This is a genomic window from Streptomyces sp. NPDC001292 (assembly GCF_042896465.1).
GTDB lineage: Bacteria > Actinomycetota > Actinomycetes > Streptomycetales > Streptomycetaceae > Streptomyces.
The window spans coordinates 76,705-98,496 of sequence record NZ_JBIAXG010000027.1 but is presented as its reverse complement, the minus strand read 5'-3'; the positions used below and the strand labels follow the sequence as shown (position 1 = coordinate 98,496).

The 21,792-nt window shown below is 69.3% G+C and carries 15 protein-coding genes and 3 pseudogenes; 14 read left to right on the top strand and 4 right to left on the bottom strand.

The window, feature by feature from the left end:
• Window positions 1–376 precede the first annotated feature (376 nt).
• From ACFY4A_RS26095 to ACFY4A_RS26085, 3 genes are all read left to right on the top strand, one after another.
• The gene (locus tag ACFY4A_RS26095) at window positions 377–673 is read left to right on the top strand and encodes a zinc-ribbon domain-containing protein (protein WP_390831770.1); all 297 of its coding nucleotides are present in this window, start codon (window positions 377–379) and stop codon (window positions 671–673) included.
• Window positions 674–1,223: 550 nt separating this feature from the next.
• On the top strand, window positions 1,224–3,290 hold the full coding sequence (locus tag ACFY4A_RS26090; RefSeq protein WP_390831769.1) for a discoidin domain-containing protein: 2,067 nt from the start codon (window positions 1,224–1,226) through the stop codon (window positions 3,288–3,290).
• Between the two features lie 161 nt (window positions 3,291–3,451).
• Window positions 3,452–4,570: an MFS transporter gene (locus ACFY4A_RS26085; protein WP_390831768.1), complete on the top strand. Its 1,119-nt coding sequence runs from the start codon at window positions 3,452–3,454 to the stop codon at window positions 4,568–4,570.
• A gap of 16 nt (window positions 4,571–4,586) precedes the next feature.
• Here ACFY4A_RS26085 and ACFY4A_RS26080 read toward each other — a convergent pair whose 3' ends face one another.
• On the bottom strand, window positions 4,587–5,210 hold the full coding sequence (locus ACFY4A_RS26080; RefSeq protein ID WP_390831767.1) for a TetR family transcriptional regulator: 624 nt from the start codon (window positions 5,208–5,210) through the stop codon (window positions 4,587–4,589).
• A 61-nt stretch (window positions 5,211–5,271) separates the two neighbouring features.
• On the opposite strand from ACFY4A_RS26080, the gene ACFY4A_RS26075 reads away from it, so the two are divergent.
• The 9 genes and pseudogenes from ACFY4A_RS26075 to ACFY4A_RS26035 all read left to right on the top strand — a co-directional run bounded on the left by ACFY4A_RS26075 (window position 5,272) and on the right by ACFY4A_RS26035 (window position 17,188).
• Window positions 5,272–6,930 (top strand): GH1 family beta-glucosidase, encoded by a 1,659-nt coding sequence (locus ACFY4A_RS26075; protein WP_390831766.1) that lies wholly within the window; start codon window positions 5,272–5,274, stop codon window positions 6,928–6,930.
• A 27-nt stretch (window positions 6,931–6,957) separates the two neighbouring features.
• Window positions 6,958–7,578: a glycoside hydrolase domain-containing protein gene (locus ACFY4A_RS26070; RefSeq protein ID WP_390831765.1), complete on the top strand. Its 621-nt coding sequence runs from the start codon at window positions 6,958–6,960 to the stop codon at window positions 7,576–7,578.
• A gap of 45 nt (window positions 7,579–7,623) precedes the next feature.
• Entirely contained in the window at window positions 7,624–11,370 is a 3,747-nt protein-coding gene (locus tag ACFY4A_RS26065) for a S8 family serine peptidase (RefSeq protein WP_390831764.1), read from the top strand.
• Window positions 11,371–11,767: 397 nt separating this feature from the next.
• A pseudogene (locus ACFY4A_RS26060) lies at window positions 11,768–12,464 on the top strand (serine/threonine-protein kinase); the annotation flags it as partial.
• A 29-nt stretch (window positions 12,465–12,493) separates the two neighbouring features.
• Entirely contained in the window at window positions 12,494–13,504 is a 1,011-nt protein-coding gene (locus tag ACFY4A_RS26055) for a LysR family transcriptional regulator (RefSeq protein WP_390831788.1), read from the top strand.
• Window positions 13,505–13,636: 132 nt separating this feature from the next.
• The gene (locus ACFY4A_RS26050) at window positions 13,637–15,004 is read left to right on the top strand and encodes an MFS transporter (protein ID WP_390831763.1); all 1,368 of its coding nucleotides are present in this window, start codon (window positions 13,637–13,639) and stop codon (window positions 15,002–15,004) included.
• Window positions 15,005–15,013: 9 nt separating this feature from the next.
• Window positions 15,014–16,513: an amidase gene (locus ACFY4A_RS26045; RefSeq protein ID WP_390831762.1), complete on the top strand. Its 1,500-nt coding sequence runs from the start codon at window positions 15,014–15,016 to the stop codon at window positions 16,511–16,513.
• A gap of 9 nt (window positions 16,514–16,522) precedes the next feature.
• Window positions 16,523–16,646 (top strand): annotated as a pseudogene (locus ACFY4A_RS26040) (4-hydroxyphenyl-beta-ketoacyl-CoA hydrolase); the annotation flags it as partial.
• 35 nt (window positions 16,647–16,681) lie between these two features.
• Window positions 16,682–17,188 (top strand): DUF3237 domain-containing protein, encoded by a 507-nt coding sequence (locus ACFY4A_RS26035; protein ID WP_390831761.1) that lies wholly within the window; start codon window positions 16,682–16,684, stop codon window positions 17,186–17,188.
• A 363-nt stretch (window positions 17,189–17,551) separates the two neighbouring features.
• Here the strand turns inward: ACFY4A_RS26035 and ACFY4A_RS26030 are convergent, their stop codons facing one another.
• Window positions 17,552–18,136 (bottom strand): hypothetical protein, encoded by a 585-nt coding sequence (locus tag ACFY4A_RS26030; protein WP_390831760.1) that lies wholly within the window; start codon window positions 18,134–18,136, stop codon window positions 17,552–17,554.
• Window positions 18,082–18,972, bottom strand: coding sequence for an FAD-dependent oxidoreductase (locus tag ACFY4A_RS26025; protein WP_390831759.1), 891 nt, complete (start codon window positions 18,970–18,972; stop codon window positions 18,082–18,084). Before ACFY4A_RS26025 ends, ACFY4A_RS26030 begins: the two co-directional genes overlap by 55 nt.
• A 302-nt stretch (window positions 18,973–19,274) precedes the next feature.
• On the opposite strand from ACFY4A_RS26025, the gene ACFY4A_RS26020 reads away from it, so the two are divergent.
• Complete coding sequence (locus tag ACFY4A_RS26020; RefSeq protein ID WP_390831758.1) at window positions 19,275–19,466, top strand: hypothetical protein; 192 nt, start codon at window positions 19,275–19,277, stop codon at window positions 19,464–19,466.
• A 181-nt stretch (window positions 19,467–19,647) separates the two neighbouring features.
• Here ACFY4A_RS26020 and ACFY4A_RS26015 read toward each other — a convergent pair whose 3' ends face one another.
• Complete coding sequence (locus tag ACFY4A_RS26015) at window positions 19,648–20,034, bottom strand: DUF2690 domain-containing protein (protein WP_390831757.1); 387 nt, start codon at window positions 20,032–20,034, stop codon at window positions 19,648–19,650.
• A 931-nt stretch (window positions 20,035–20,965) separates the two neighbouring features.
• Here ACFY4A_RS26015 and ACFY4A_RS26010 point away from each other — a divergent pair.
• Window positions 20,966–21,666 (top strand): annotated as a pseudogene (locus ACFY4A_RS26010) (FAD-dependent monooxygenase); the annotation flags it as partial.
• Window positions 21,667–21,792: the final 126 nt, after the last annotated feature.

Below are 21,792 nucleotides of genomic sequence, written 5' to 3'. Positions count from 1 at the left end.
CAACCCGGGGAGGCCGCCCTCCGGCGTCGCGTACTCCTTGCCCAGCCTCTGACCAGGCGTGATCAAACTTCGATGGCGAACTCGCGACTGTCAAAATTCGACGGCACATGATCAAGGTTCGTTGACGCAGACAGTGGTGTGACCGGCATCCGGCGCTACCCGCCGAGGACTGTGGCTGCCCCATACCGCAACCGCTCCGGTCACCCGGCCCCGAACGGCCTGCGCCGGTCTTCGTCACGGCTTTGTCAAGCCACGAGATTCCGGGCCATGCCCCAGACCCCCACCCAGGGCGTAATGGAATCACCACACGGCACGGAGAGCGGACACCCGCCGCCTCACCCCAGCCCCCTCCGCCCCACTTTCAAGGACTCCACTTATGATCATCTTCGGCACCAGCGTATACCTGTACCAGCTCGCGATACTCATGCTGACGTGCCGTCACTGCGGCAACCCTGCCGCGCATACGGTCACGAAGTACGTCACCAAGTTCACGCTGTTCTTCGTGCCGCTGTTCCCCATCTCGACGAAATTTGCGATTCAGTGCACGTTCTGCGGCATGGAGCAGGAGGTGCCCAAGGAGTGGGCCGAGCAGTCGCAGGCACAAGCCGCAGGCGCTCCCGGCGGTGAGGCGTACGGGCAGGCAGAGCAGGCGTACCAGCACCCTGGAGCCTGATCGGTCGCCGACGCTTCCGCCAGCCCCCTGCGGCGGCTCCGAAAGGGGAGGTGCCTGCCAGGTGATCGCTTCCAGGCCGCCCCTGGGCCGCCCTAAGGGCTGTCCCGAAGACCTTTTTCGGGACAGCCCTCTTAGCCCCTGGCCAGGCGTGATCAAACTTCGATGGCACGAACCCGCGTCCGTCAAAGTTCGATGGCACATGATCAAGGTTCGTTGACACAGGACACCGGCGGCGGTGAGGGTCAGGTGATAGCGCTCGGCGATAGAATCGAACACGTGAACGACTTGCGTCGGATCTGCCCCGGCTCCACAGCCCGCCCCGCGCACAACAGCATTTGGTCGACGAAGGCCAGCAGAGTCAGCACGATGACCAGCCCAGGCAGGGTCAAGAAGTAGACGAATTGCACGTCCCAGCATCCAGGCCGATCCTGCGGCCAGTTCCGCGGATTGACCACAACCAGATGCACGCCCTCAGGGGGTTGGCGTTGCTGGCTCGCGACCCTACCGTATGGAGGAACATGAGCCCTGCTCACATTTAAGGATCCACGCGATGATCATCGTTCAACGTCCGCGCCGCAGGCTGAGATCCCTCACGGTGGTCTTACTGTTCCTGTCCGCGATGGCTCTGATGCTCGGCCCGATGCCCAGCTCCGCGGCGGAGCACAAATGGTGGGATCCGACCGCGCGACCCGCGCCCGACGCCCAGATCGACGTCACGGGCGAGCCCTTCAAGGGCACCGACTCCCAGGGTCGCGTGCGGGGCTTCGTCGACGCCCACGACCACATCATGGCCAACGAGGGCTTCGGCGGCCGGCTGATCTGCGGCAAGCCGTTCTCGGAGCAGGGCGTCGCCGACGCGCTCAAGGACTGCCCCGAGCACTACCCCGACGGCTCGCTCGCGGTCTTCGACATGATCACCAAGGGCGGCGACGGCAGGCACGACCCCGTCGGGTGGCCCACGTTCAAGGACTGGCCCGCCCATGACTCGCTGACGCATCAGCAGAACTACTACGCCGGGATCGAGCGGGCCTGGCGCGGCGGCCAGCGGGTGCTGGTCAACGACCTGGTCACCAACGGCGTGATCTGCTCGGTCTACTTCTTCAAGGACCGCAGCTGCGACGAGATGACCGCCATCCGTCTCGAGGCCCAGAAGACGTACGACATGCAGGCCTTCATCGACAAGATGTACGGCGGCCCGGGCAAGGGCTGGTTCCGGATCGTCACCGACAGCGCGCAGGCACGCGAGGTCATCAAGCAAGGAAAGCTGGCCGTCGTCCTGGGAGTCGAGACCTCCGAACCGTTCGGCTGCAAACAGATCCTGGACAAGGCGCAGTGCAGCAAGGAGGACGTCGACCGCGGCCTCGACGAGCTGTACAGGCTTGGTGTGCGCAGCATGTTCCTGTGCCACAAGTTCGACAACGCCCTGTGCGGGGTGCGCTTCGACTCCGGTGCCCTCGGTACGGCCATCAATGTCGGCCAGTTCCTGTCGACCGGCACCTTCTGGAAGACGGAAACCTGTCGCGGCCCGCAGCACGACAACCCCATCGGCAACGCGGCGGCACCCGAGGCGGAGAAGCGGCTGCCGGCGGGCAAGTCCGTCCCCACGTATTCCTCGAACACGCAGTGCAACACCCGGGGGCTGACCGATCTGGGCGCGTATGCGGTTCGCGGCATGATGAAGCGCCACATGATGCTGGAACTCGACCACATGAGCGTGAAGGCCGCGGATCAGGCTTTCCAGATCCTCGAGTCCGAGTCGTACCCGGGCGCCATCTCCTCGCACAGCTGGATGGACCTGGGCTGGACCGAACGGCTCTACAAGCTCGGCGGGTTCGCCACCCAGTACATGAGCGGCTCCGAGGCGTTCAGCGCGGAGGCCAAGCGCACGGACGCGCTGCGCGAGAAGTACAAGGTCGGCTACGGCTACGGCACCGACATGAACGGTGTCGGCGGCTGGCCGGGCCCGCGGGGCGCGAACACCCCGAACCCGGTGAAGTACCCCTTCCGCAGCGCGGACGGCGGCTCGTTGATCGACAAGCAGACCACCGGCAAGCGGACTTGGGACTTCAACACCGACGGCGCCGCGCACTACGGCATGGTCCCGGACTGGATCGAGGACATCCGGATCGTCGGCGGCCAGGGAGTCGTGGACGACCTCTTCTCGGGCGCCGAGTCCTACCTCCGCACCTGGAGGCACACCGAGAAGCACGAGTCCGGTCAGAACCTGGCGCTGGGGGCGGCCGCCTCGGCGTCCTCGTCGGAGTGGTGGAACCCGTTCGAAAGCTTCGCGCCCGGCAAGGCCGTGGACGGCGACCTCGGCACCCGCTGGGCCAGCGAGTGGAACGACGACCAGTGGCTGAGGATCGACCTCGGATCCTCGAAGCCGGTCAAGCGCGTCACCGTCGACTGGCAGGAGGCGTACGCGAAGTCGTACCGCGTCGAGTTGTCGGAGGACGGCACGAACTGGAAGGCGGTGTGGTCCACGACCGCCGGTGACGGCGGCCTGGACACGGCACGTTTCGCCACAACTCAGGCGCATTACGTACGGATCAAGGGGGCGGAGCGCGGTACCCAGTGGGGTTACTCGCTTCGCGAGGTCGGCGTCTACGCGGACTGACGCGCCCCAGGCGGCGCCAGGGCCGGGGCCGTCCGGACCGGCTCTCCTGGTCCGGACGACCCCGGCCCCTCTTTTCGGTATCCCCGTCAAGGGCTTGGCGTTGCGGCCTCGTGCCTAACGCATGAGGCGAAACTTGAGCCACACTCTATTTGAGGACTTGCGTGATCACTCACCACGCCGAAGCTCGCCTCTGGCTTCTGAGCACTCCCTGCACCACCTCCTACGCCTTCCAGTTGGACGCCGACGATGTCCCCCGACACGTGCACTGGGGCCGGCCGCTGAGCCTGGAGCAGGCCGTCGCGGTCGCGGCCGACCTGCCCGCCGAGGACCCCGGCGGCGACGATCCCGGCGGTGAGGAGTACGTGGTGGAGGGCGGCCTGCGCTTCGGTGCGCCGTCACTGATCGTCCGGTTCGACGACGGCGTTTGCGGATTCGAGTGGCGGTTCGTCTCGCACACGGTCGAGGAGAACCTGCTCACGCTCTCCTTCACCGACCGGGTCCGCTCCCTCGGCCTCGACCTCAACTACCGGATCCGGGACGGGCATGACCAGATCGAGCGCTGGGCCGTCCTCACCGCGGGAGAGCCGGTGGACGTCCTGCGGTTCGACTCCGCCGCCTGGACGCTGCCCGCCCGCGACGACTACCGGGTCAGCCACGTGGTCGGCGAATGGGGCCGGGAGTTCGAGCTCCGGCGCGACCAAGTGCCCGTCGGGGAGACCGTGTTCACCAGCCGCCTCGGCATCACGGGACAGCACGCAGGACCCTGGCTGATGCTCGACGCGCAGGACGCCGCCGAGGGGCACGGCGAGGTGTGGAGCGCGACCCTGGCCTGGAGCGGCAGCCGCCGGATCACCCTGCGCCGCGACCCATACGGCCGCGCCTCCTGGACGGGCGGATTCGGGCACGACGGGCTGGTCTGGAAGCTGGACGTCGGTGAACGTCTTAAGACCCCCGTCTTCACCGGCCTTTACGCTCCCGACGGCGCGCTCCGGCCCACGTGGACCGTGACGCTGGTCGCGGCCGTCATCCTGGGCCTGGGCTACGGCGTGTACCTGGCCGTCGACACCGCCCTGGTCACCGAGGTGCTCCCCGCCTCGGCGGACCGCGGCAAGGACATGGCCCTGGCCAACCTGATGACGTCCCTGCCGTTCGTCCTGGTTCCCCCCATCGCCTCGGTCGTGCTCAGCAGCCTGGGAGGCTACCGCTCGCTGTTCCTCTGCTCCGCGGGCATGTCCGTACTGGGCGCGGTCACAGTCTGGAAGGTCAAGGCCGTCCGCTGAGCCAGTTCGCCGGTGGTCACCGGAGCCGGTCGCTCAGATAGCTGTTGAGGACTCGTTTGCACTCGGCGATCAGCCGGGCGTCGCCCTGCGGATCGGCGGCGAACGCGAGTTTCAGCACGCTGTCCGCGCACTCCAGCGCCACCCGCACGGCGATCTCGAATTCGGCGTCGTCCTGGCCGCCGGTCAGAGAGGCGGTCAGTGAGCGCAGCCTTCCGGCGACCGCCGTGTTGTTGTCCAGCGTCGGCTCCAGGACGTAATCCTGTCCTACCGCACCGAAATCGACCACACCGAACCCGGCGATCGTCCGGCGCATGGTGACGAACTCGTCGATGGTCACCTCCACGATGCCCGCAATGCCTTCGGGCTCCTCACGCTCCAGCCGGCCCGCGACCCGCGCCAGGAAAGACTCCAGGTTGCGGACGGCGAGCGCGCCGATCAGTCCTTCCCTGTCGGAGAAGAACTGGTAGAGGGTGCCGATCGGCACGTCGGCCCTGCGGGCCACTTCCTTGGTGGTCAACGCGGCATAGCCGACCTCGTCCAGGAGTTCGGCGCAGGCGTCGAGGAGCCGTTCGAAGCGTTCGGCGCTGCGCCTCTGCACCGGCAGCCTGCGCAGCGTCCCTGCATTGCGGTCTTGATTCACGCTTCCATCATCCCATCCGAGCAGATAACGTGAGCCATGCTCATGTTTCAGGAGGTTAGACGTGGCACTGAACCATCTCCCCGCCGACTTCGTCTGGGGCGCCTCGACGGCGGCGTACCAGATCGAGGGCGCCACCAAGGAGGACGGCCGTGGACCGTCGGTATGGGACACCTTCACCGCCCGGCCCGGCACCGTCCGCGACGGGCACACCGGCGACGTGGCCTGCGACCACTACCACCGCTACGAGGAGGACCTCTCACTGATGGCCGAGGCGGGCCTCACCGGCTACCGCTTCTCCATCGCCTGGCCCCGGATCCAACCGACCGGCACAGGTGAGGTCAACTCCCCCGGCCTGGACTTCTACGACCGGCTGGTCGACGGCCTGCTTGCCCACGGCATCGAACCTGTCCCGACCCTGTTCCACTGGGACCTCCCGCAGGCCCTCGAGGACGACGGCGGCTGGCTGAACCGCGACACCGCGTACCGCTTCGCCGAGTACACCGCCATCGTGGCCGACCGGCTGGGCGACCGCGTCCAGAAGTGGATCACCCTCAACGAGCCGTTCATCCACATGGCCTGGGGCTACGGCCTCGGCATCCACGCGCCGGGCCGCACCCTGTTCCTGGACTGCCTGCCCGTGGCCCACCATCAACTGCTCGGCCACGGCCTGGCATTGGGGGAGCTGCGGGCGCGCGGCCTGCAGGTGCTGGTCGCCAACAACTGCACCCCGGTCTGGCCCGCCTCGCACTCCCTCGCCGACCGCGCCGCCGCGCGCGCCTACGATCACCTGCACAACCGCCTGTTCAACGACCCGATCCTCAGCGGCACTTACCCCGACCTGTCGGACTTCGGCGCGGACGCGACGCTGGGCGGCTCCGTCCGGGGCGGTGATCTCGAGCTGATCTCGGCCCCGTTGGACGCGTTCGGCATCAACTACTACAAACCGACCCGGATCCAGGCGCCAGCGTCCGAGGGGCTGCCGTTCGAAGAGGCCCCCATCGAGGGCTGTCGCCGTACCGCCTTCGGCTGGCCCGTCGTCCCCGACGGTCTACGGGAACTGCTCGTCGGTCTCAAGGAGCGCTACCCGGCACTCCCCCCGGTCTACATCACGGAGAACGGCTGCTCAGTGGAGGACGTCGTCGATGCCGACGGCACCGTCCGCGATCTCGACCGTATCGACTACCTCGACACTCACCTGCAGGCCGTCGACGCCGCCGGCACGGCCGAGGTGGCCGAAGCCGTCAAGGACGCGGGCCGGGACGGGCAGCGGGTCAAGTCGGTGGGCGCCGGGCACTCCTTCAGCCCGGTCGCCGTGGCTCCCGGCGTCCAGCTGCGCCTGGACCGCCTCGACGGCCTGCGCGCTGTCGACCGGGCGAGCGGCCTGGTCACGGTCGAGGCCGGCATGCCGCTGTGGAAGCTCGGCCCGCTCCTCGCCGAGCACGGCCTCGCCCTTGAGATCACGGGGGACATCGACCGGCAGACCGTCTCCGGGGCGATCTCCACCGGGACGCACGGCTCGGGCCTGCGGTTCGGCGGTATCGCCACGCAGGTCAGGGGGTTGCGCCTGGTCCTCGCCGACGGGTCGGTCGTCGACTGCTCCGCCGACGAGCGGCCCCAGCTGTCCCGGGCCGCGCGCGTCGGCCTCGGGGCGCTCGGCCTCATCACCGAGGCCACCCTGCATACTCGGTTCGGATGCAGGCCGGTTCGGGCCGGACGCTGAGGACGGATATGACCGGCAACGTCACGCGTGGGCCTGCTGCGGACGACGTATCCGGCGGGCACGGACGCCAACTTCGTTCTGCAGGCGGTGATCGCCGAGGACATCGCCAAGGTCTTCACCGGCTTCGACCGCAAGCTCGCGTACGAGGCGGTGTACAAGGACGCGATGACCCCGCCCGACAAGGACACCGAACTGCCCTACTACGACCGCGAAGAGGCCACTCCGGTGGAAGCGCGGGCGGGCCTGACCACGTACAAGCAGAACGGCTGGGTGGCCGCCGACCGCACCGTCGAGTCCGCGTCCCGCACGCTGGACTACGCGTACGAGGACTGGGCGGTCGCCCGTCGCCAAGTCGGTCGGCAAGGACGACGACGCGAAGATGTTCCGCAAGCGCAGCCCGGCCGGCTCGGGGCGTGGCCAGCAGCTCCAGGCCGCGCTCCCGCGTCGCCACCGGACCCAGTACAGGGTCCGCCAGCAGACCGAGCGGCGGCGGGAGTCGTCGTAGCCCGCTGTCAGGCCCGAAGCCCACATGGCTGGCGCGCGACCCGACATGACGGCGTGACGGATAGCCGACACGGGCGCAAACCGCCACGTTGGAGCATTCCTAGGCGATCTGCGTATCTGCCAGGATGCGGCGCGGCAGGATGACATCCGCCCCGATTTGGCATGCTCACTCCAATGGTAGGGAGATTCATGCGTCCCATAACGCGTATGGCCTTGGGCGCGGCGACCGCCGCCGTCCTGGCCGTCACCGCGGTCGCGCCTTCGGGGGCGAGCACCCTGTCTGACGGTGCCTCGGGGAAAAGGCCCATCATTGGCGGGGAGAAGAGCACGGCACAGGGTGGCAAGCAGGCGACGGTCACGCTCGTCACCGGCGACAAGGTCACCGTCACCGACCTCGGCCAGGGCAGGAAGACAGTCAGCGTGGACCGCCCGAAGGGCGCCACCGGAGCCGTCCGCACCGAGACGACGAACGGCCGCGTCACCGTCGTCCCGGACGAGGCACTGCCGTATCTGAGCGCCGGCACCCTCGACGCGCGGCTCTTCGACGTGACCGAGCTGATACGCCAGGGCTTCGCCGACCAAGACGAAGGCGCGGCGGACGGGCTGCCGTTGATCGTCACCTACGGCAGGAGCGCGCGGACGGCGCCGAGTGTGCCGCAGGGCGCCGAGAAGGTGCGGTCCCTGCCCAGCGTCGGCGGCTTTGCGGTCCGCGCCGGCCAGGAGCACGAGTTCTGGCGGTCCGTGGCCCCGCAGGCCGCCAAGCCCGCCGCGCGCGCGGCGACTTCGGGCGGCGCGCGCTTCGCCGACGGCATCGAGAAGATCTGGCTCGACGGGCGCGTCACGGGTGACATGGCCGAGTCCAACGCGCAGATCGGCACGCCCCAGGCCTGGGAGTCCGGACTCACCGGCAAGGGCGTGACGGTCGCCGTGCTGGACACCGGCGTCGACGCCGGGCACCCGGATCTCGCGGGACGCATCTCCCAGTCGAAGAGCTTCATCGAGGGGCAGGAGGTCGCCGACCGCAACGGACACGGCACCCATGTCACCTCCACCGTCGGCGGTACCGGCGCCGCGTCGGACGGCAAGGAGAAGGGTGTCGCGCCCGACGCCACCCTCGCCGTCGGCAAGGTCCTCAGCGACCAGGGCTTCGGCAGCGAGTCGCAGATCATCGCCGGTATGGAGTGGGCCGCGCGGGACGTGCACGCCAAGGTCGTCTCGATGAGCCTCGGCTCGCAGGAGGGCAGCGACGGCACCGACCCGATGGCGCAGGCCGTGAACACGCTCTCCGAGGAGACCGGCGCCCTCTTCGTCATCGCCGCCGGAAACTCCGGCGCCCCCGGCACGATCGGCTCGCCCGGCGCCGCCGACTCGGCGCTCACCGTCGGCGCCGTCGACTCCGCCGACCGGGCCGCGTCCTTCACCAGCAAGGGCCCCCGCACCGGCGACAACGCCCTCAAGCCCGACGTGTCCGCGCCCGGCGTGGGCATCCTCGCCGCCCGCTCCCAGCTGATCAGCGGCAGCGGCTCCTACACCTCGAAGAGCGGTACGTCGATGGCGACGCCGCATGTCGCGGGCGTCGCCGCGCTGCTCGCCCAGCAGCACCCCGACTGGACCGGCGCGCAGCTCAAGGACGCGCTGATGTCGACCTCGAAGCAGCTCGGCGCGTCCGCGTACGCACTGGGCGCGGGCCGGGTCTTCGTGCCCGCCGCGATCAACGCGCGGATCACCGCGACCGGCAGCGCCGACCTGGGCTTCTACAGCTGGCCCTACGCGGACAACAAGCCGGTGACCAAGACGCTCACCTACGCCAACTCCTCGGACCAGCCGGTCGAGCTGAGCCTGGCCGCGCAGGGCGCTCCCGACGGCGTCGTCTCGCTCGCCGACGCGAAGCTGACCGTGCCCGCGCACGGCACCGCGTCCACCACGGTGACCGGTGACGGCGCGAAGGCCGCCGTCGGCAGCACCAGCGGACAGATCGTGGCGAGCGCCGACGGTGCCCCCGTCGCGCACACCGCCTTCGGCCTGGTGAAGGAGGACGAGCGGTACACGCTCACCGTCCACGTCAAGGACCGCGACGGCGCCGCGACCGCCGCACGCGTCGTGCTGCAGCAACTCGTCAAGGGCAGCGACCCGTTGCCGGCGTATGTCGGCGACTCCGGCACCCTGAAGCTGCGGCTGAAGCCGGGCATGTACAACCTGACGTCCTTCCTCGCCGTGCGCGGCAGCCACGGCGCCGACTCGCTCGGCCTCGGTTTCCTCGCCGCCCCCCAGATCACCCTCGACCAGGACCGCGAGGTCACCCTGGACGGGCGGCAGCTGAAGGAGATCAGCGCCAAGGTCGACCGGCGCACCGAGACCCGGCAGTTGCTCATGGAGTACAGCCGCAAGGCGAACGGCGCCGACCTGTTCGGCGCGTTCCAGGTGCCCCCGACCTACGACAGCATCTTCGCCGCTCCCACCGACAAGGTCACCGACGGCACCTTCGAGTACCGCACGGTCTGGCGGCTCGGCAAGCCGCTCCTGGAGGTCGAGGCGGGCGGAAGGCCGCTGGACGGTGCCACCGTCCAGTCCGGTAGCACCCTCACCGACAGCCGCAGCACCGTGCCCGTCGTCGACGCGGGCAGCGGGGCACCGGCCGACTACACGGGCAAGGACGTGCGCGGCAAGGCCGTCGTCGTCCGCGCCACCGGCGCGATCTCGCCGGTCGAGCTGGCTCAGGCGGCCCAGGACGCGGGCGCCAAGGCCCTGTTCGTCACCGACGACAAGCCGGGCCGGCTGATGGCCTGGTTCGGCAACGCCGACCGCACCGACCGGCCGCTGCTCGTCGCCACGGTCAACGCGGCGGACGGCGCCCGGCTGCTGGCTGCGGCCAAGTCCGGCGAGCGCGTCAAGCTCACGAGCACCCGCAACACGCCCTACGTCTACGACCTGTCCGACAGCCACCCCGGCGCCATCCCGGGCAACCTGACGTACACCCCGAAGGAGAGCGAACTCGCCCGGCTGGACGACAGGTTCCACGCGGTGAAGCCCGCCCCGGGCGGTGAGTTCCGCTTCTCCATCACCGACACCTTCCGTTACGGCATCGGCTTCCTGGAGCGCATCGACTACCCGGCCGAGCGCACCGCCTACGTCTCCACCGGCCCCGGCCAGAAGTGGCACGAGTCCGTGATCACCGTGCCCCGCGGCATCGAGGAGCGCAGCGGCCTGGTCACCTACCGGGGCGGCACGCGCAGTGAGGTCGACTGGTTCAAGCCGGTCTGGCACCCCTGGCTCGGCACCGGGCTCAGCTGGGGCCAGCAGCGGGCCGGGAACGACCTCCAGTTCAACACCCCCGGCTGGGGCGACTCCGGACCCGACCACACCGGTTTCGGCGACGTGTGGAACGACAAGTCCATCCAGCAGACCACCGAGGTCTACGTCGACGGGACGCGCGTCGACCGGCGCACCGGCTCGGCCGGGTACGCGCGGAACGCCGACCCGGCGGAGCGCACCTACAAGGTCGTCACCGACACCGCGCTCGACCCCGAGCGCTGGAAGCTGTCCACGAAGGGCCACTCCGAGTGGACCTTCAAGTCCGCCGAGACGCCCGCCGACAGGTGGACGGTCCTGCCGCTGCTCAACCTCGGCTTCGACGTCGACACCGACCTCGCGGGCGACGTCCGCGCCGGGCAGCGCCTGCCCGTCGGGATCTACTCCGAGTACGTCAAGGGCGCGCCGGACACCGGGACCATCGGCGACGGCACCCTCCAGGTGTCGTACGACGACGGCCGGACCTGGACGTCCGTCGGCCTGGACCGCGACGGGAACACGGCCGCCTGGCGCGGCACCCTGAACGTGCCCGCCGACGCGCAGTTCATCTCGCTGCGCGCATCCGCCAGCGACGACCGTGGCGGCCAGGTCACCCAGGAGATCATCCGGGCGGTCGGCGTGAGGTGACACGCCCCGGCCGCTGGAGCCATGGGGTGAGCCGCACGCGGCACCACCCCGAATAACAGGACGGCGCCGTCTCCCGTGAGACCACGGGAGGCGGCGCCGCTCGTGCGATTCAGCCCGTCGGTTCGACGACGCCGCGGACGACACTCAGCTCCACCAGGTCTCGGCGGACGGTCCCCCTCCGTGGAGGACCGGCGTCTGACTGCCAGGACGAACCGTCGCCTCACCTCGTGCCAACCGCCGAATTGCCCGCAGCGGTTCTCGCCGGATCCTCGGCATCGACATCACCGTCGCCGTCAAGTGGCAGCGGGCCGCACCTCTCCAGGCCAGCGCACCGGCTGCCCCCTGTGCTGGGGCCGCCCGGCCGGACTTGACCGGGTCGACGACGCGGGAGGGGTTTGTGGCAGCGCTGTATCCGGACGACCCGCGCTCCATCGGCGGATACCAGTTGCTGGGGCGGCTGGGTGCCGGCGGCATGGGGCGGGTCGTCCTTGGGCGCTCGCCGGGCGGCCGGCAGGTCGCGGTCAGGTGGTGCACGCCGCGCTGGTCGACCAGCCGGACTTCCGGTCCCGGTTCCGCAGGAAGTACAGGCCGCCCGCGCGGTCAGCGGGGCGTTCACCGCGCCGGTGATCGACGCCGACCCGGACGCGGCCGAGCCCTGGCTGGTCACCAGTTACATTGCCGGTCCGTCGCTCGCCGAGGCGCTGGTGTCGATCCACAGCGCGCACCTCGTCCACCGCGATCTCAAGCCCTCCAATGTGCTGCTGACCACGGACGGCCCGCGGGTCATCGACTTCGGGATCGCCCGGGTCGTCGAGGGCAGCTCCCTCACCGTGACCGGATATACGCCCGGCTCCCCGGGATTCATGTCGCCGGAGCAGGTGAACAGCGAGGAGATCGGCCCGGCCAGCGACGTCTTCTCCCTCGGGACAGTACTGGCGTACGCGGCCACCGGCGTCAACGCGTTCGGCGACGGCCACCTGACCTCCATCTTCTACCGGGTCGTCCACGACACCCCGGACCTCGACACTGTCACCGACCCCGCGCTGCGAGCTCTGATCGCCGACTGCCTGGCCAAGAACCCCGCCCGGCGCCCACCACGCTCTCGATTTCGTTCGTGCTGCAGATGACCTTGCGTATCTCGACGTCGAAGGAGAGGGTCTTGCCGCGCATTGCTCCGCGGCATTCGACAACGACATTCAGGCAGGGGATCTCCATGGAGGACTTCACGCTCGTCCAGCTGGACTACTTCTGTGTGGTCGCCGATGCCGGGAGCATGACCGCCGCAGCGGCGAAGCTGAGCGTCGCGCAATCGACGCTGTCGAGTGCGATCACCTCGCTCGAGCGGCGCTTCGGCGCCGAGCTCCTGCGGCGGATCCCCCGACGCGGCGTCGAGCCGACTCCTGCCGGACTCCGTCTGCTGAGCAGTGCGCGTCGTCTACTCGACGACGCCGCCGGATTGAGCTCCGTCATCCAGGGCGAGGCGAGCGAGATCGCGGGCCGCATCCGCATCGCCGTGTACTCCCCGCTCGCGCCGATCTATGCACCACGCATCGTCGCCAGCCTCGAAGCACAGCATCCGGGCCTCGAAGTGACCATCGTCGAGGGCGACAACCACCAACTGTGGTCGATTCTGCTGCAGGGGCACGCCGAGTTCGCGCTCTGCTACGACGTAGCGCTCGGGGAGGGCTGGGACATCGAGTTCCTGCGCGACGTCCCGCCTCACGTCATCGTCCCCGAGAACCACCCGCTCGCACGCGCTCCGCAGCGGCGGATCCGGCTGCACGAGCTCATCGACGAGCCCGCCGTGCTCCTCGACATGCCGACCGCCCTCCACCACTACCTCGGATACTTCCGTGCGCTGGGGCTCGAACCCCGGATCCGCCACACCGCGCAGAACTACGAGACCGTTCGGGCCTACGTCGCTGCCGGACTCGGATACTCGGTGCTCAACCACCGCTACGAGGCGCGCTCACCGGGGGCATCGTCCGTCGTGCCGCTCGCCCTCGCCGACAGGCTCGCCCCGGCCCGGCTCTGTATCGTGCGCCCGTCGGGTCCCGTCGATTCCCGCCGCAGCACGGCGTGCCGGTCGCTGGTCCGCACCATTGTCGCGGGCGCGGACGCCGTCGTTGGGTGATCCATCGAGTGCATCGATGGAATGGTGCGGAAACTTCCGTTGGTGCGCCTCCGGCCTCGGATCGGAGAATTCAAGTGGCGTCCGAACGCCCGTCCCGCCAACGCCGGGACGCCGATTCGAACGGGAGATCACATGTCGATGTCGACGGACGGCGGCCCGGTAAGACCGATGCAGAAGCGAGTCCTCGCGGGCGGTGCGATCGGGCAGTTCATCGAGTTCTACGATTTCGGCCTCTACGGCCTCAGCGCGCTCATCCTCGCCAAGCAGTTCTTCCCCGCGGCTTCGACCGTTGCCGGGCTGCTCGCGACGTTCGCGACCTTCGCCGTCGCCTTCGTTGCAAGGCCGCTCGGTGGGCTCTTCTTCGGCGCACTCGGCGACCGCATCGGACGAAGGCCGGTCCTGTTCATCACGCTCATGGGCATCGGGATCGCCACAGCGGTGATCGGGCTCCTGCCCTCGTCCTCGACCATCGGGATGCTCGCACCGTGCCTGCTCATTCTGTGCCGCCTGGTACAGGGGTTCTCTGCCGGGGGCGAGTCGGTGGGAGCGCCGGCATTCGTGCTCGAACATGCCCCACTCAACCGTCGCGGACTCTGGCTCTCGATCACCCTCGCGGCGACGGCGGTGCCCGGGGCCGTCGCGTCGGCACTTATGATCTCGCTGAACGCAATGGTCGGAGCAGAGGCATACGGCGCATGGGCATGGCGGATCCCGTTCCTGCTGGCTCTACCGCTCTCGTTGATCGGACTCTGGATTCGGAAGCACACCGAGGAATCGCCCGAGTTCCAGGCAGTGGTCGAGAAAAACCGGCGGCGCGAGTTCTCGCCTATCCGCGAGGCGTTCACCGAGAACGGGCTGCGAATCTTCCAGGTCCTGGTGATCTGCGGCTTGTCCGCCCTGGCGTTCTACCTTCTCGCCGGCTACTTCGTGACATTCCTGCAGACGCAGGCGAACATGGACCGCACCACGGCGCTTGTCTTCAATGCCGCGGTGATGATCGTGCTCTCCTTCGTCATGCCGCTCGGCGGCCACCTGAGTGATCGGATCGGGCGACGCCCCCTCCTCATCGCCGGATCGTTGCTCCTGGCCCTCCTCGGCATCCCGGCGTTCATGCTCACGGCCACCGGTTCGATCGGACTCGCAGCCCTCGGACTCGTGGTCTACGTCACCGCCCTCGTCGTATACGCAGGCGGAAGCACCACGACATTCGTCGAGGCGTTCTCGACGCGCACCAGGTTCACCAGCGCCGCGATCGCGTACAACCTCGGATACGCCGTGCTCGGCGGCACCGCACCCATGATCGGGACCTGGCTCGAAACCACCGGCATCCGCTGGGCGACCGGGGCCTACCTCTCGGCCTACGCCGTGATCGTGCTGCTCGTCATCACCCTCACGCGCTACCCGGAGACCAATCGGCTCGTGCGCGATGCCGGGGCGAGCCAGAGGCCCGCCCCGGCATCGGCTCGAACCACCCCGCTCGACGCAGAGCTCAACAGCTGAACGACACGTTTGACAAAGGAGATCACCATCCGCACACCCACGAACACTTCGACGGCGACGCGCCTTGAGTTCCTCACCGCCGCCGAGGCACTCGACGGCTTCCGCTCCGGCGAATTCGCGCCGAGCGAAGTCCTCGCGGCGCACTGGGCGCAGGCCGATCGAGTCAACGGCCCACAGGACGGAGGCATCAACGCGCTGTCGCATGAGTATCGCGAAGCGTCGATGCAGCAGGCGTGCGAAGCCGACGACCGCTACGCGCTCGCCCGCACCCAGGGAACGCCGACGCCGGCACTCCTCGGTCTTGCGGTGGCGGCCAAGGAGAAGCACGCCATCGCCGGCGAGCCAGTCAGCCAGGGCCTGCTCGCGCAGACCGGCCACCGCGCCGACGCCGACATGCCGATCATCGAACGCATTCGTGCCGCGGGCGGCATCGTGCATGCCCGGACAACGACGCCGGAGTTCTCCTGCGCGTCGGTGACGCATTCGAAGCTCTGGGGCGTGACCCGGAATCCGTGGAACACCGATGCCGGCCCCGGCGGCTCATCGGGTGGGGCCGGAGCCGCGCTCGCGGCCGGCCTCGCCACCCTCGCGACCGCATCGGACATCGGCGGATCGACGCGTATTCCGGCGGGGTTCTGCGGGGTCATCGGCTACAAGGCCCCCTACGGCCGCGTTCCCGGAGCCGCTCCCCTCTCGGCCGACTGGTATCGGGGCGACGGGCCGATGGCGCGAACGGTGCTGGACACCGCGCTCCTCGCCTCCGTGATGTCGGGTCAGCACGCGAGCGACCACACGTCATGGGGGCCACAGAACTCCCGCGAGCTCATCGACATCGCGTCCCGCCCGGAGACCGACCTGCGCGGCGTCCGCATCGCCTACGAACCAACGCTGGGCGGCTTCCCCGTCGACGCTGACGTCGCCACGAATACGAAACTGGTGATCGAGACGCTCGCCGATGCCGGCGCCGACATCGTCGAGGTGCGCGCACGCTGGGACGTCGAGCAGGTGCTCACGACCTGCTTCAGCCACTTCGGGCAGATTATGGGCAACGCGCTCGCCGACGCAGTGGACGGCGACCTCGAGTCGCTGTCGCCGTACGCGCAGCGATTCGTCGGCATCACCGCGCAGGCACGTGAGTCTTCATCGCTGTTCGATTCGATCCGCATGGACCTCGCGATGCAGGCCGAGGTCTCAAGGATGCTCGCAGGTGCCAACGCCTTGATCACGCCGACCTCGGCGTGCGCGATGCTTCCCGCCGACGGCAACTTCCTCGATGGCATCACCCTCAACGGCACCCACTACGACAACTACATGGCCGCGCACATGACCATGCCGTTCAACACCGCCAACCGCTGCCCAGTGCTGGCCGTGCCGAGCGGGCGGTCGGCTTGCGGGGTGCCCACCAGCGTCCAGATCGTCGGCGCCCCGCTCGACGAGGCGAGCGTATTCCGCATCGGCGCCGTCATCGAAACGCTGCTCCCGCCCCTGGGGATCGCCCCGGGCATGTAGTCCCGCCGCTCCGACTTCCGCGTGATCACCCCGGACCGGTGGGTTCGGCGACCTCGAGAAGCTCAAGATCAAGGACGAGGTCAAGCCGCTGTTGTTCAAGGACAACGCGCTGCGGCTGCTCGGGCTCGCCTGACTCACGTCGACCCTTTGATGCAAAGGAGAGAACCCATGACCAGCTCCGCAGCCGGCTCAGGCGGCGACATGCCACTCACCGACGCGGAATTCTCCCGGCTGCTGGCCTCGGCGCCGATGGACCGGGTCGGGCTCGAGCTCGCCTACGAGTCGGTCGTCGACATCGAGCCGTCCATGGACCTGGGTGCCGGCCCGTGGGGTGACAGGTGGATGGTGCCGATCATCGGCGGCCGGTTCGAAGGCCCGCGCATCGCAGGCATCGTGTTGCCCGGTGGCGCCGACCGGCAGGTGATGCGACGCGACGGCGTGAAACAGCTCGAGGCACGCTACGAACTGCAGGCCGACGACGGTGCCGTCCTGTCGGTGGTCAACAACGTGATCATCGATGCCACGGAGACGCCGCGCTACGCCCGGTCCTGGCCCACGATCACCGCGCCCGACGGTCCGCACGCCTGGCTCAGCCGCCGGGTGTTGGTCGGCACGCTGAACTCGCTGCATCCTGAGCGCGACGCGGTGCTGATCCGGGTCTTCGCGGTCACCTGACTGAGACAGCTGGCCGACGGTACCCCGGGGCTTCCCACGGGTTCGCGCAGCGCCTTCGACGAGATGGCCCGAGGCCCTCCGAGAGGGCCGCGCCCAGGCACCACAGCAGAACGCGGCCCCGGCTCATGAGGTCGGCCAGGCGGACGCACGTCGGTGTGGCCACCGCTGCAACGATCAACGTGAGCGTCACCGCCCAACTGGCCTGCTCCGGCCCAACGTCGAGGAGCGCCGGCAGGTCCCCGACGATGGGGATCAGGCAGGCCTGGGCGGTGATCCCGGCGAGCCCGGCGAACGACAGCACCGCTGTGGCGCGGGCCTGCCGGTCCCTCATGAGGAGCCGGCAGGCCCGCGTGCAGCGCCTCCTCAACTCGCCGCGACCATCTCGGTCAGCATCGCGGCCACGTCGTCGCGCCGGTACCCGAGCAGGGCGGTCTCGTCCGCGGACGGCTCGTAGCGCAGTATCGCTCCCCGGCCCGGAACGATCATCCGGTCGGGGAGGAAGGGGTGTTCGGCATCGCGCACCCGCACCTGCCCGCTTCCGCCGACGATGTCCACCAGCATCTGGAAGTACTCCGCGTATGTGAGGTTCTGATCGCCCACCAGGTAGGCGGTGCCCGAAGTGCCTCGCTCCAGCGCTCCGGCGATCGCCTGCGCCAGCGAGCGCGCGGTGAGGTAGTTCGTGCCGCCGGGTGGTGCGACCAGCGGCGGGAACCGGTCGTCGCGCTCCCCCCGCGCCCAGCGCACCAGCCGTGCGAAATGCCTGGCCGAGGATCCGGGAATCATGCCAACGATGGGCGGCGGGTTGACCGTGGTGACGGCGAAGTCGGCACCTGCGAGCGCACGGGCGCCCTCGTCCGCGTCCTGACGCGCCCGCACATACAGATCGGTCGCGATCAGTTCCGGCCGCACCATGTGGTAGCAGCTGCCGACCTGCACGAAGCGCTGCACACCCGCCTCCCGCGCCGCGCGGGCCAGTGCGGGAACGCCGGCCGACTGGTGCCGGGCCCAGAACGCCGCGGCCTCGTCCTCGGGCCGCACATGGCGGACGTCGCTGCCCGCCGCGAAGACGACCGCCTCGAATCCGCGCAGGGCATCGCTGTCTTCGGGTCGGCTATGTTGAACGACACTACGGCGCCTGGTTCCCGTGGATGGAACGGATGCAGAGTGAGTGGTTCTACCTCAACGGGCTGCGCCAGGACCGCCTCGCGGTTGACGCCGAGCCGTTCGGCGGTCTCCACCAGCGGCTTCATGAGCATGTATCCGCCACCGCGCTCGCCGGTGCGCTTGTTCTCCATCCGTGGCAGGTGGCCGCGCGGCGCGGGCTGGGCGATCTCGTCGAACGGATGGGCGTTCTCGCCGCCGGAGTACATCAGGCCTTCGTCGGCGGCGGGTTCCCAGGCGGGCTCGCCGTAGAAGACCGGCTTGAACGGTACGCCGCACTCGACCAGCCAGTCGAAGTGCGCGACGCTGCCCTCGCAGTAGGCGGAGATCTTCGCCGTGTCGGCTCCCGGTCCCATTGCGGCCATCAGGAACGCGGCCATCGCCTCCGGCGAGTCGTCGAACCCGCAGGCCCGCTGCAGGGCGGTGCCGCCGCCCAGGTAGATGAAGCCGCCGGCCAGGGCGGCGGCCCCGCCCCAGCCGCCGGCCCGCTCCAGCACCAGCACCTCGGCTCCGGCACGCGCGGCCTCCACGGCGGCTGCGGCTCCGGCCACTCCGTATCCGGCGACCACCACGTCCGTGGTGAGGTCCCAGGTGCCGATGTCCGCTGCTGCGTACGGTCTCATGGCCGTGCCTCTGGTGCTCATCGTCGTGACGACCGAGGAGAGTTCGGTCCGGGCCCGCTCGCGGCTCGACTTCCTCGGTGCGCTGCTGCTCGGCTCCGGTCTTGCCGGTGTCCTGGTCGGCGTCAGCTTCGGCCCGACCTGGGGATGGGGTTCGGGGCGAACGCTCGGTTGCCTCGCAGGTGGCGCGGTCATGCTCGCCGCGTGGGCCGGGCAGGCCCTCGCCGTTCACGAACCACTGGTCGACCTGCGGTTCTTCAAGCGCCGCCCGATGCGCGCTCCAGCACGAAACGGCCGGACTGACCGTGGAAGCATACGAATCCCGCGACATCGAAGAAGCAGCCCGCATCGCCCGCGAAGCACTCGACCAAGGAGACGCCGCCTACCCCTACCACGACACCGACCCCATATGGGGAAAGCTATGGCCGCACGGCATCGAACCCGACGGCAGCCCCACCTCCTACCCCCACGACGACGCCTGGTCACAGACCTGGTGACCAACAGGCAGCGGCCCACGTTCGGTCGCCGAACCGAGTGGTCAGCGAAGTACGCCGCAAGGTCCCGTGCCTCCAGCTTTCCGATCTGTTTTCCTCCCCGCCGACGCGAGGGTGTTCCGTCGCGGCCGTGCATGCGGTCGAGGCGGTCCTCGTCCACCCCGCCGATGCGCAAGAGGCGCCGTCATCGCCAGGCAGTGGCCTGAGTCGCATGGATGCAGTACGACTCGAAGGTGCTCTTGCCGCCGGGCTTCGGCGTGGTGCAGGCCGTGACCTGGAAGGCGCCGCCCGGGACGGCCACCATGTTGGTGAACTTGTCGTCCCCGTACTCGATCTCGGCGGTCCGCGAGCCACGTCCCGGGACCTTCACCGTCACCAGATCGCCGGGACTGCCGCGTTCGATCCTCGCCCACACCGCCTTGCAGTCCTCGCTGTAGCGGATCTGGAGCTGGGCCGGGTTGCCCACAGTGGGCTTGAAGGTGCGCGCGTCCTCCCCGCAGCCCTGATTCTGCGGGTTCTTGCCGTTGCAGGCGTCCCCCGGACAGGTCGGATCGTCGAGGAACGCCTTCATTACATGGTCGCCTAACGGGGTCACTACGGCGGCCACCACTGCACTGACGACGGCGAGCGCGTACGCCGCTGCCGCCGGGCCGCTGCGCCACCTTCTCGCAGACTGCCGCGATAACGAGCCGGAGCCCGCCATCGATCCCGATGTCGAGCTGCCGCCGCTCGTGGAGCCTGACGTGGACCCGGATGAAGAGCTGGAGCCCGACGTTGAGCCGGACGAGGAACTGCTACCGCTACTGCTCGTGGTCATGTGGATTCACCTTTGACTCTGGAGACCAGGATCGCTTCCTGTTGCCGCAGAGGAAAGGCGCATCCAAGGAAGCAAGGAGGCATGTCGTTTCTTCTGTGCGCGCCCCCTCGTACGCACAGAGTTGCCAACGGCCCTCTTGCCGCTTTCCTGCTGTACGGCCTAGCCTCGACGACCCCACAGGTACGGCCAGGTCACGGGCCCGTCGCGTCGTGTCCGTCCTCATCGGTGCTGTCGCGGCTGGCGGTCTCGACGGCTGCCCGTGGCATCGGGCTCAGTACAGCCCGGGGCAACGGCGGCACCCTGTTCCTCGACGCCATCGCCGGCGCCTCACCTGCGCGGACTGGTCGGCACCGGTGCGGCCCCGCACGGACCGCGACGGCGGTCGGGCAAGTCGGCCCTGGCACGGCTCCGGAGGGTGCAGTTCGACTCGGGCGACCGAGCGCTCCCCACGACGCTGCCGAACCGGCTGCCACAGCGCCGGCCGGCCCATGAGCGGCGTCGTTGACATCCCGGGCGCTGAAGGGAGCGACTTCCTCGTGGAGGTCCCCTCGGACGGACCGGCCACCCGGCGTCTGGCCCCTGGTTCCTGCACGGTCTTCTCAGCATCCGGGACCCGGGCCTTTCGGCCGACTGACTTCCGCTGGGTGGAAGTCAGTCATGGCCGGGGCCGATCGCGGCCCCGACAATGAGGCGCATGTCCCCCTCGCGCATCCAGAGCCGCACCCAGATCGGCATCGTCGGCGCCGGCCCCGCCGGCCTCATGCTCTCCCATCTGCTCGCCCGGGGCGGCATCGACTCCATCGCGATCGACCTGCGCAGCCGCCGGGAGATCGAGCAGACCCACCGCGCCGGGATCCTCGAGCAGGACTCGGTGGACCTGCTGGTCGACACCGGCATCTCCGACCGGGTGCATCGCGACGGCTACCGCCACGACGGCATCGAGCCGGCCTTCGGCGGCGGCGGTCACCGGATCGACTTCCAGGGCCTGGTCGGAGCCTCGACCCAGCTCTACCCCCAGACCGACGTGTTCACCGACCTCGCCGACGCCCGGGAGCGCGACCACGGCGACGTGCGCTTCGGCGTCACCGGTGTCTCGGTCGACGGCCTCGTCTCGACGCCGGTCATCCGGTTCACCGACGCCGACGGGGCCGACCACGAGGTCCGGGCCGACTTCCTCGTCGGCGCCGACGGCTCGCGCAGCCTATGCCGCCGGGAGGTGCCGGAGGCCGCGCGGCGTCAGTACTTCCGTGAGTACCCCTTCGCCTGGTTCGGGATCCTCACCGAGGCGCCGCCGAGCTCATCTACAACCACTCGCCCCACGGCTTCGCGTTGATCAGCCAGCGCACCGAGGCTCTGCAGCGGATGTACTTCCAGTGCGACCCGGCCGAGGACGCGGACACCTGGTCCGACGACCGGATCTGGGAGGAGCTGCAGTCCCGCCTCGGCGCCAACGGCCACACGCTCAAGGAGGGTCGCGGACCGTGCTGCCGTTCCGCAGTTTCGTCCAGGAGC

What these genes read in the sequence shown, in the direction of transcription:
- ACFY4A_RS26095 (WP_390831770.1), top strand. Translation starts at nt 377, where the DNA reads ATGATCATCTTCGGCACCAGCGTATACCTGTACCAGCTCGCGATACTC.
- ACFY4A_RS26090 (WP_390831769.1), top strand. Translation starts at nt 1,224, where the DNA reads ATGATCATCGTTCAACGTCCGCGCCGCAGGCTGAGATCCCTCACGGTG.
- ACFY4A_RS26065 (WP_390831764.1), top strand. Translation starts at nt 7,624, where the DNA reads ATGCGTCCCATAACGCGTATGGCCTTGGGCGCGGCGACCGCCGCCGTC.
- ACFY4A_RS26055 (WP_390831788.1), top strand. Translation starts at nt 12,494, where the DNA reads ATGACCTTGCGTATCTCGACGTCGAAGGAGAGGGTCTTGCCGCGCATT.
- ACFY4A_RS26050 (WP_390831763.1), top strand. Translation starts at nt 13,637, where the DNA reads ATGTCGATGTCGACGGACGGCGGCCCGGTAAGACCGATGCAGAAGCGA.
- ACFY4A_RS26035 (WP_390831761.1), top strand. Translation starts at nt 16,682, where the DNA reads ATGACCAGCTCCGCAGCCGGCTCAGGCGGCGACATGCCACTCACCGAC.
- ACFY4A_RS26025 (WP_390831759.1), bottom strand. Translation starts at nt 18,972, where the DNA reads ATGAGACCGTACGCAGCAGCGGACATCGGCACCTGGGACCTCACCACG.
- ACFY4A_RS26015 (WP_390831757.1), bottom strand. Translation starts at nt 20,034, where the DNA reads ATGAAGGCGTTCCTCGACGATCCGACCTGTCCGGGGGACGCCTGCAAC.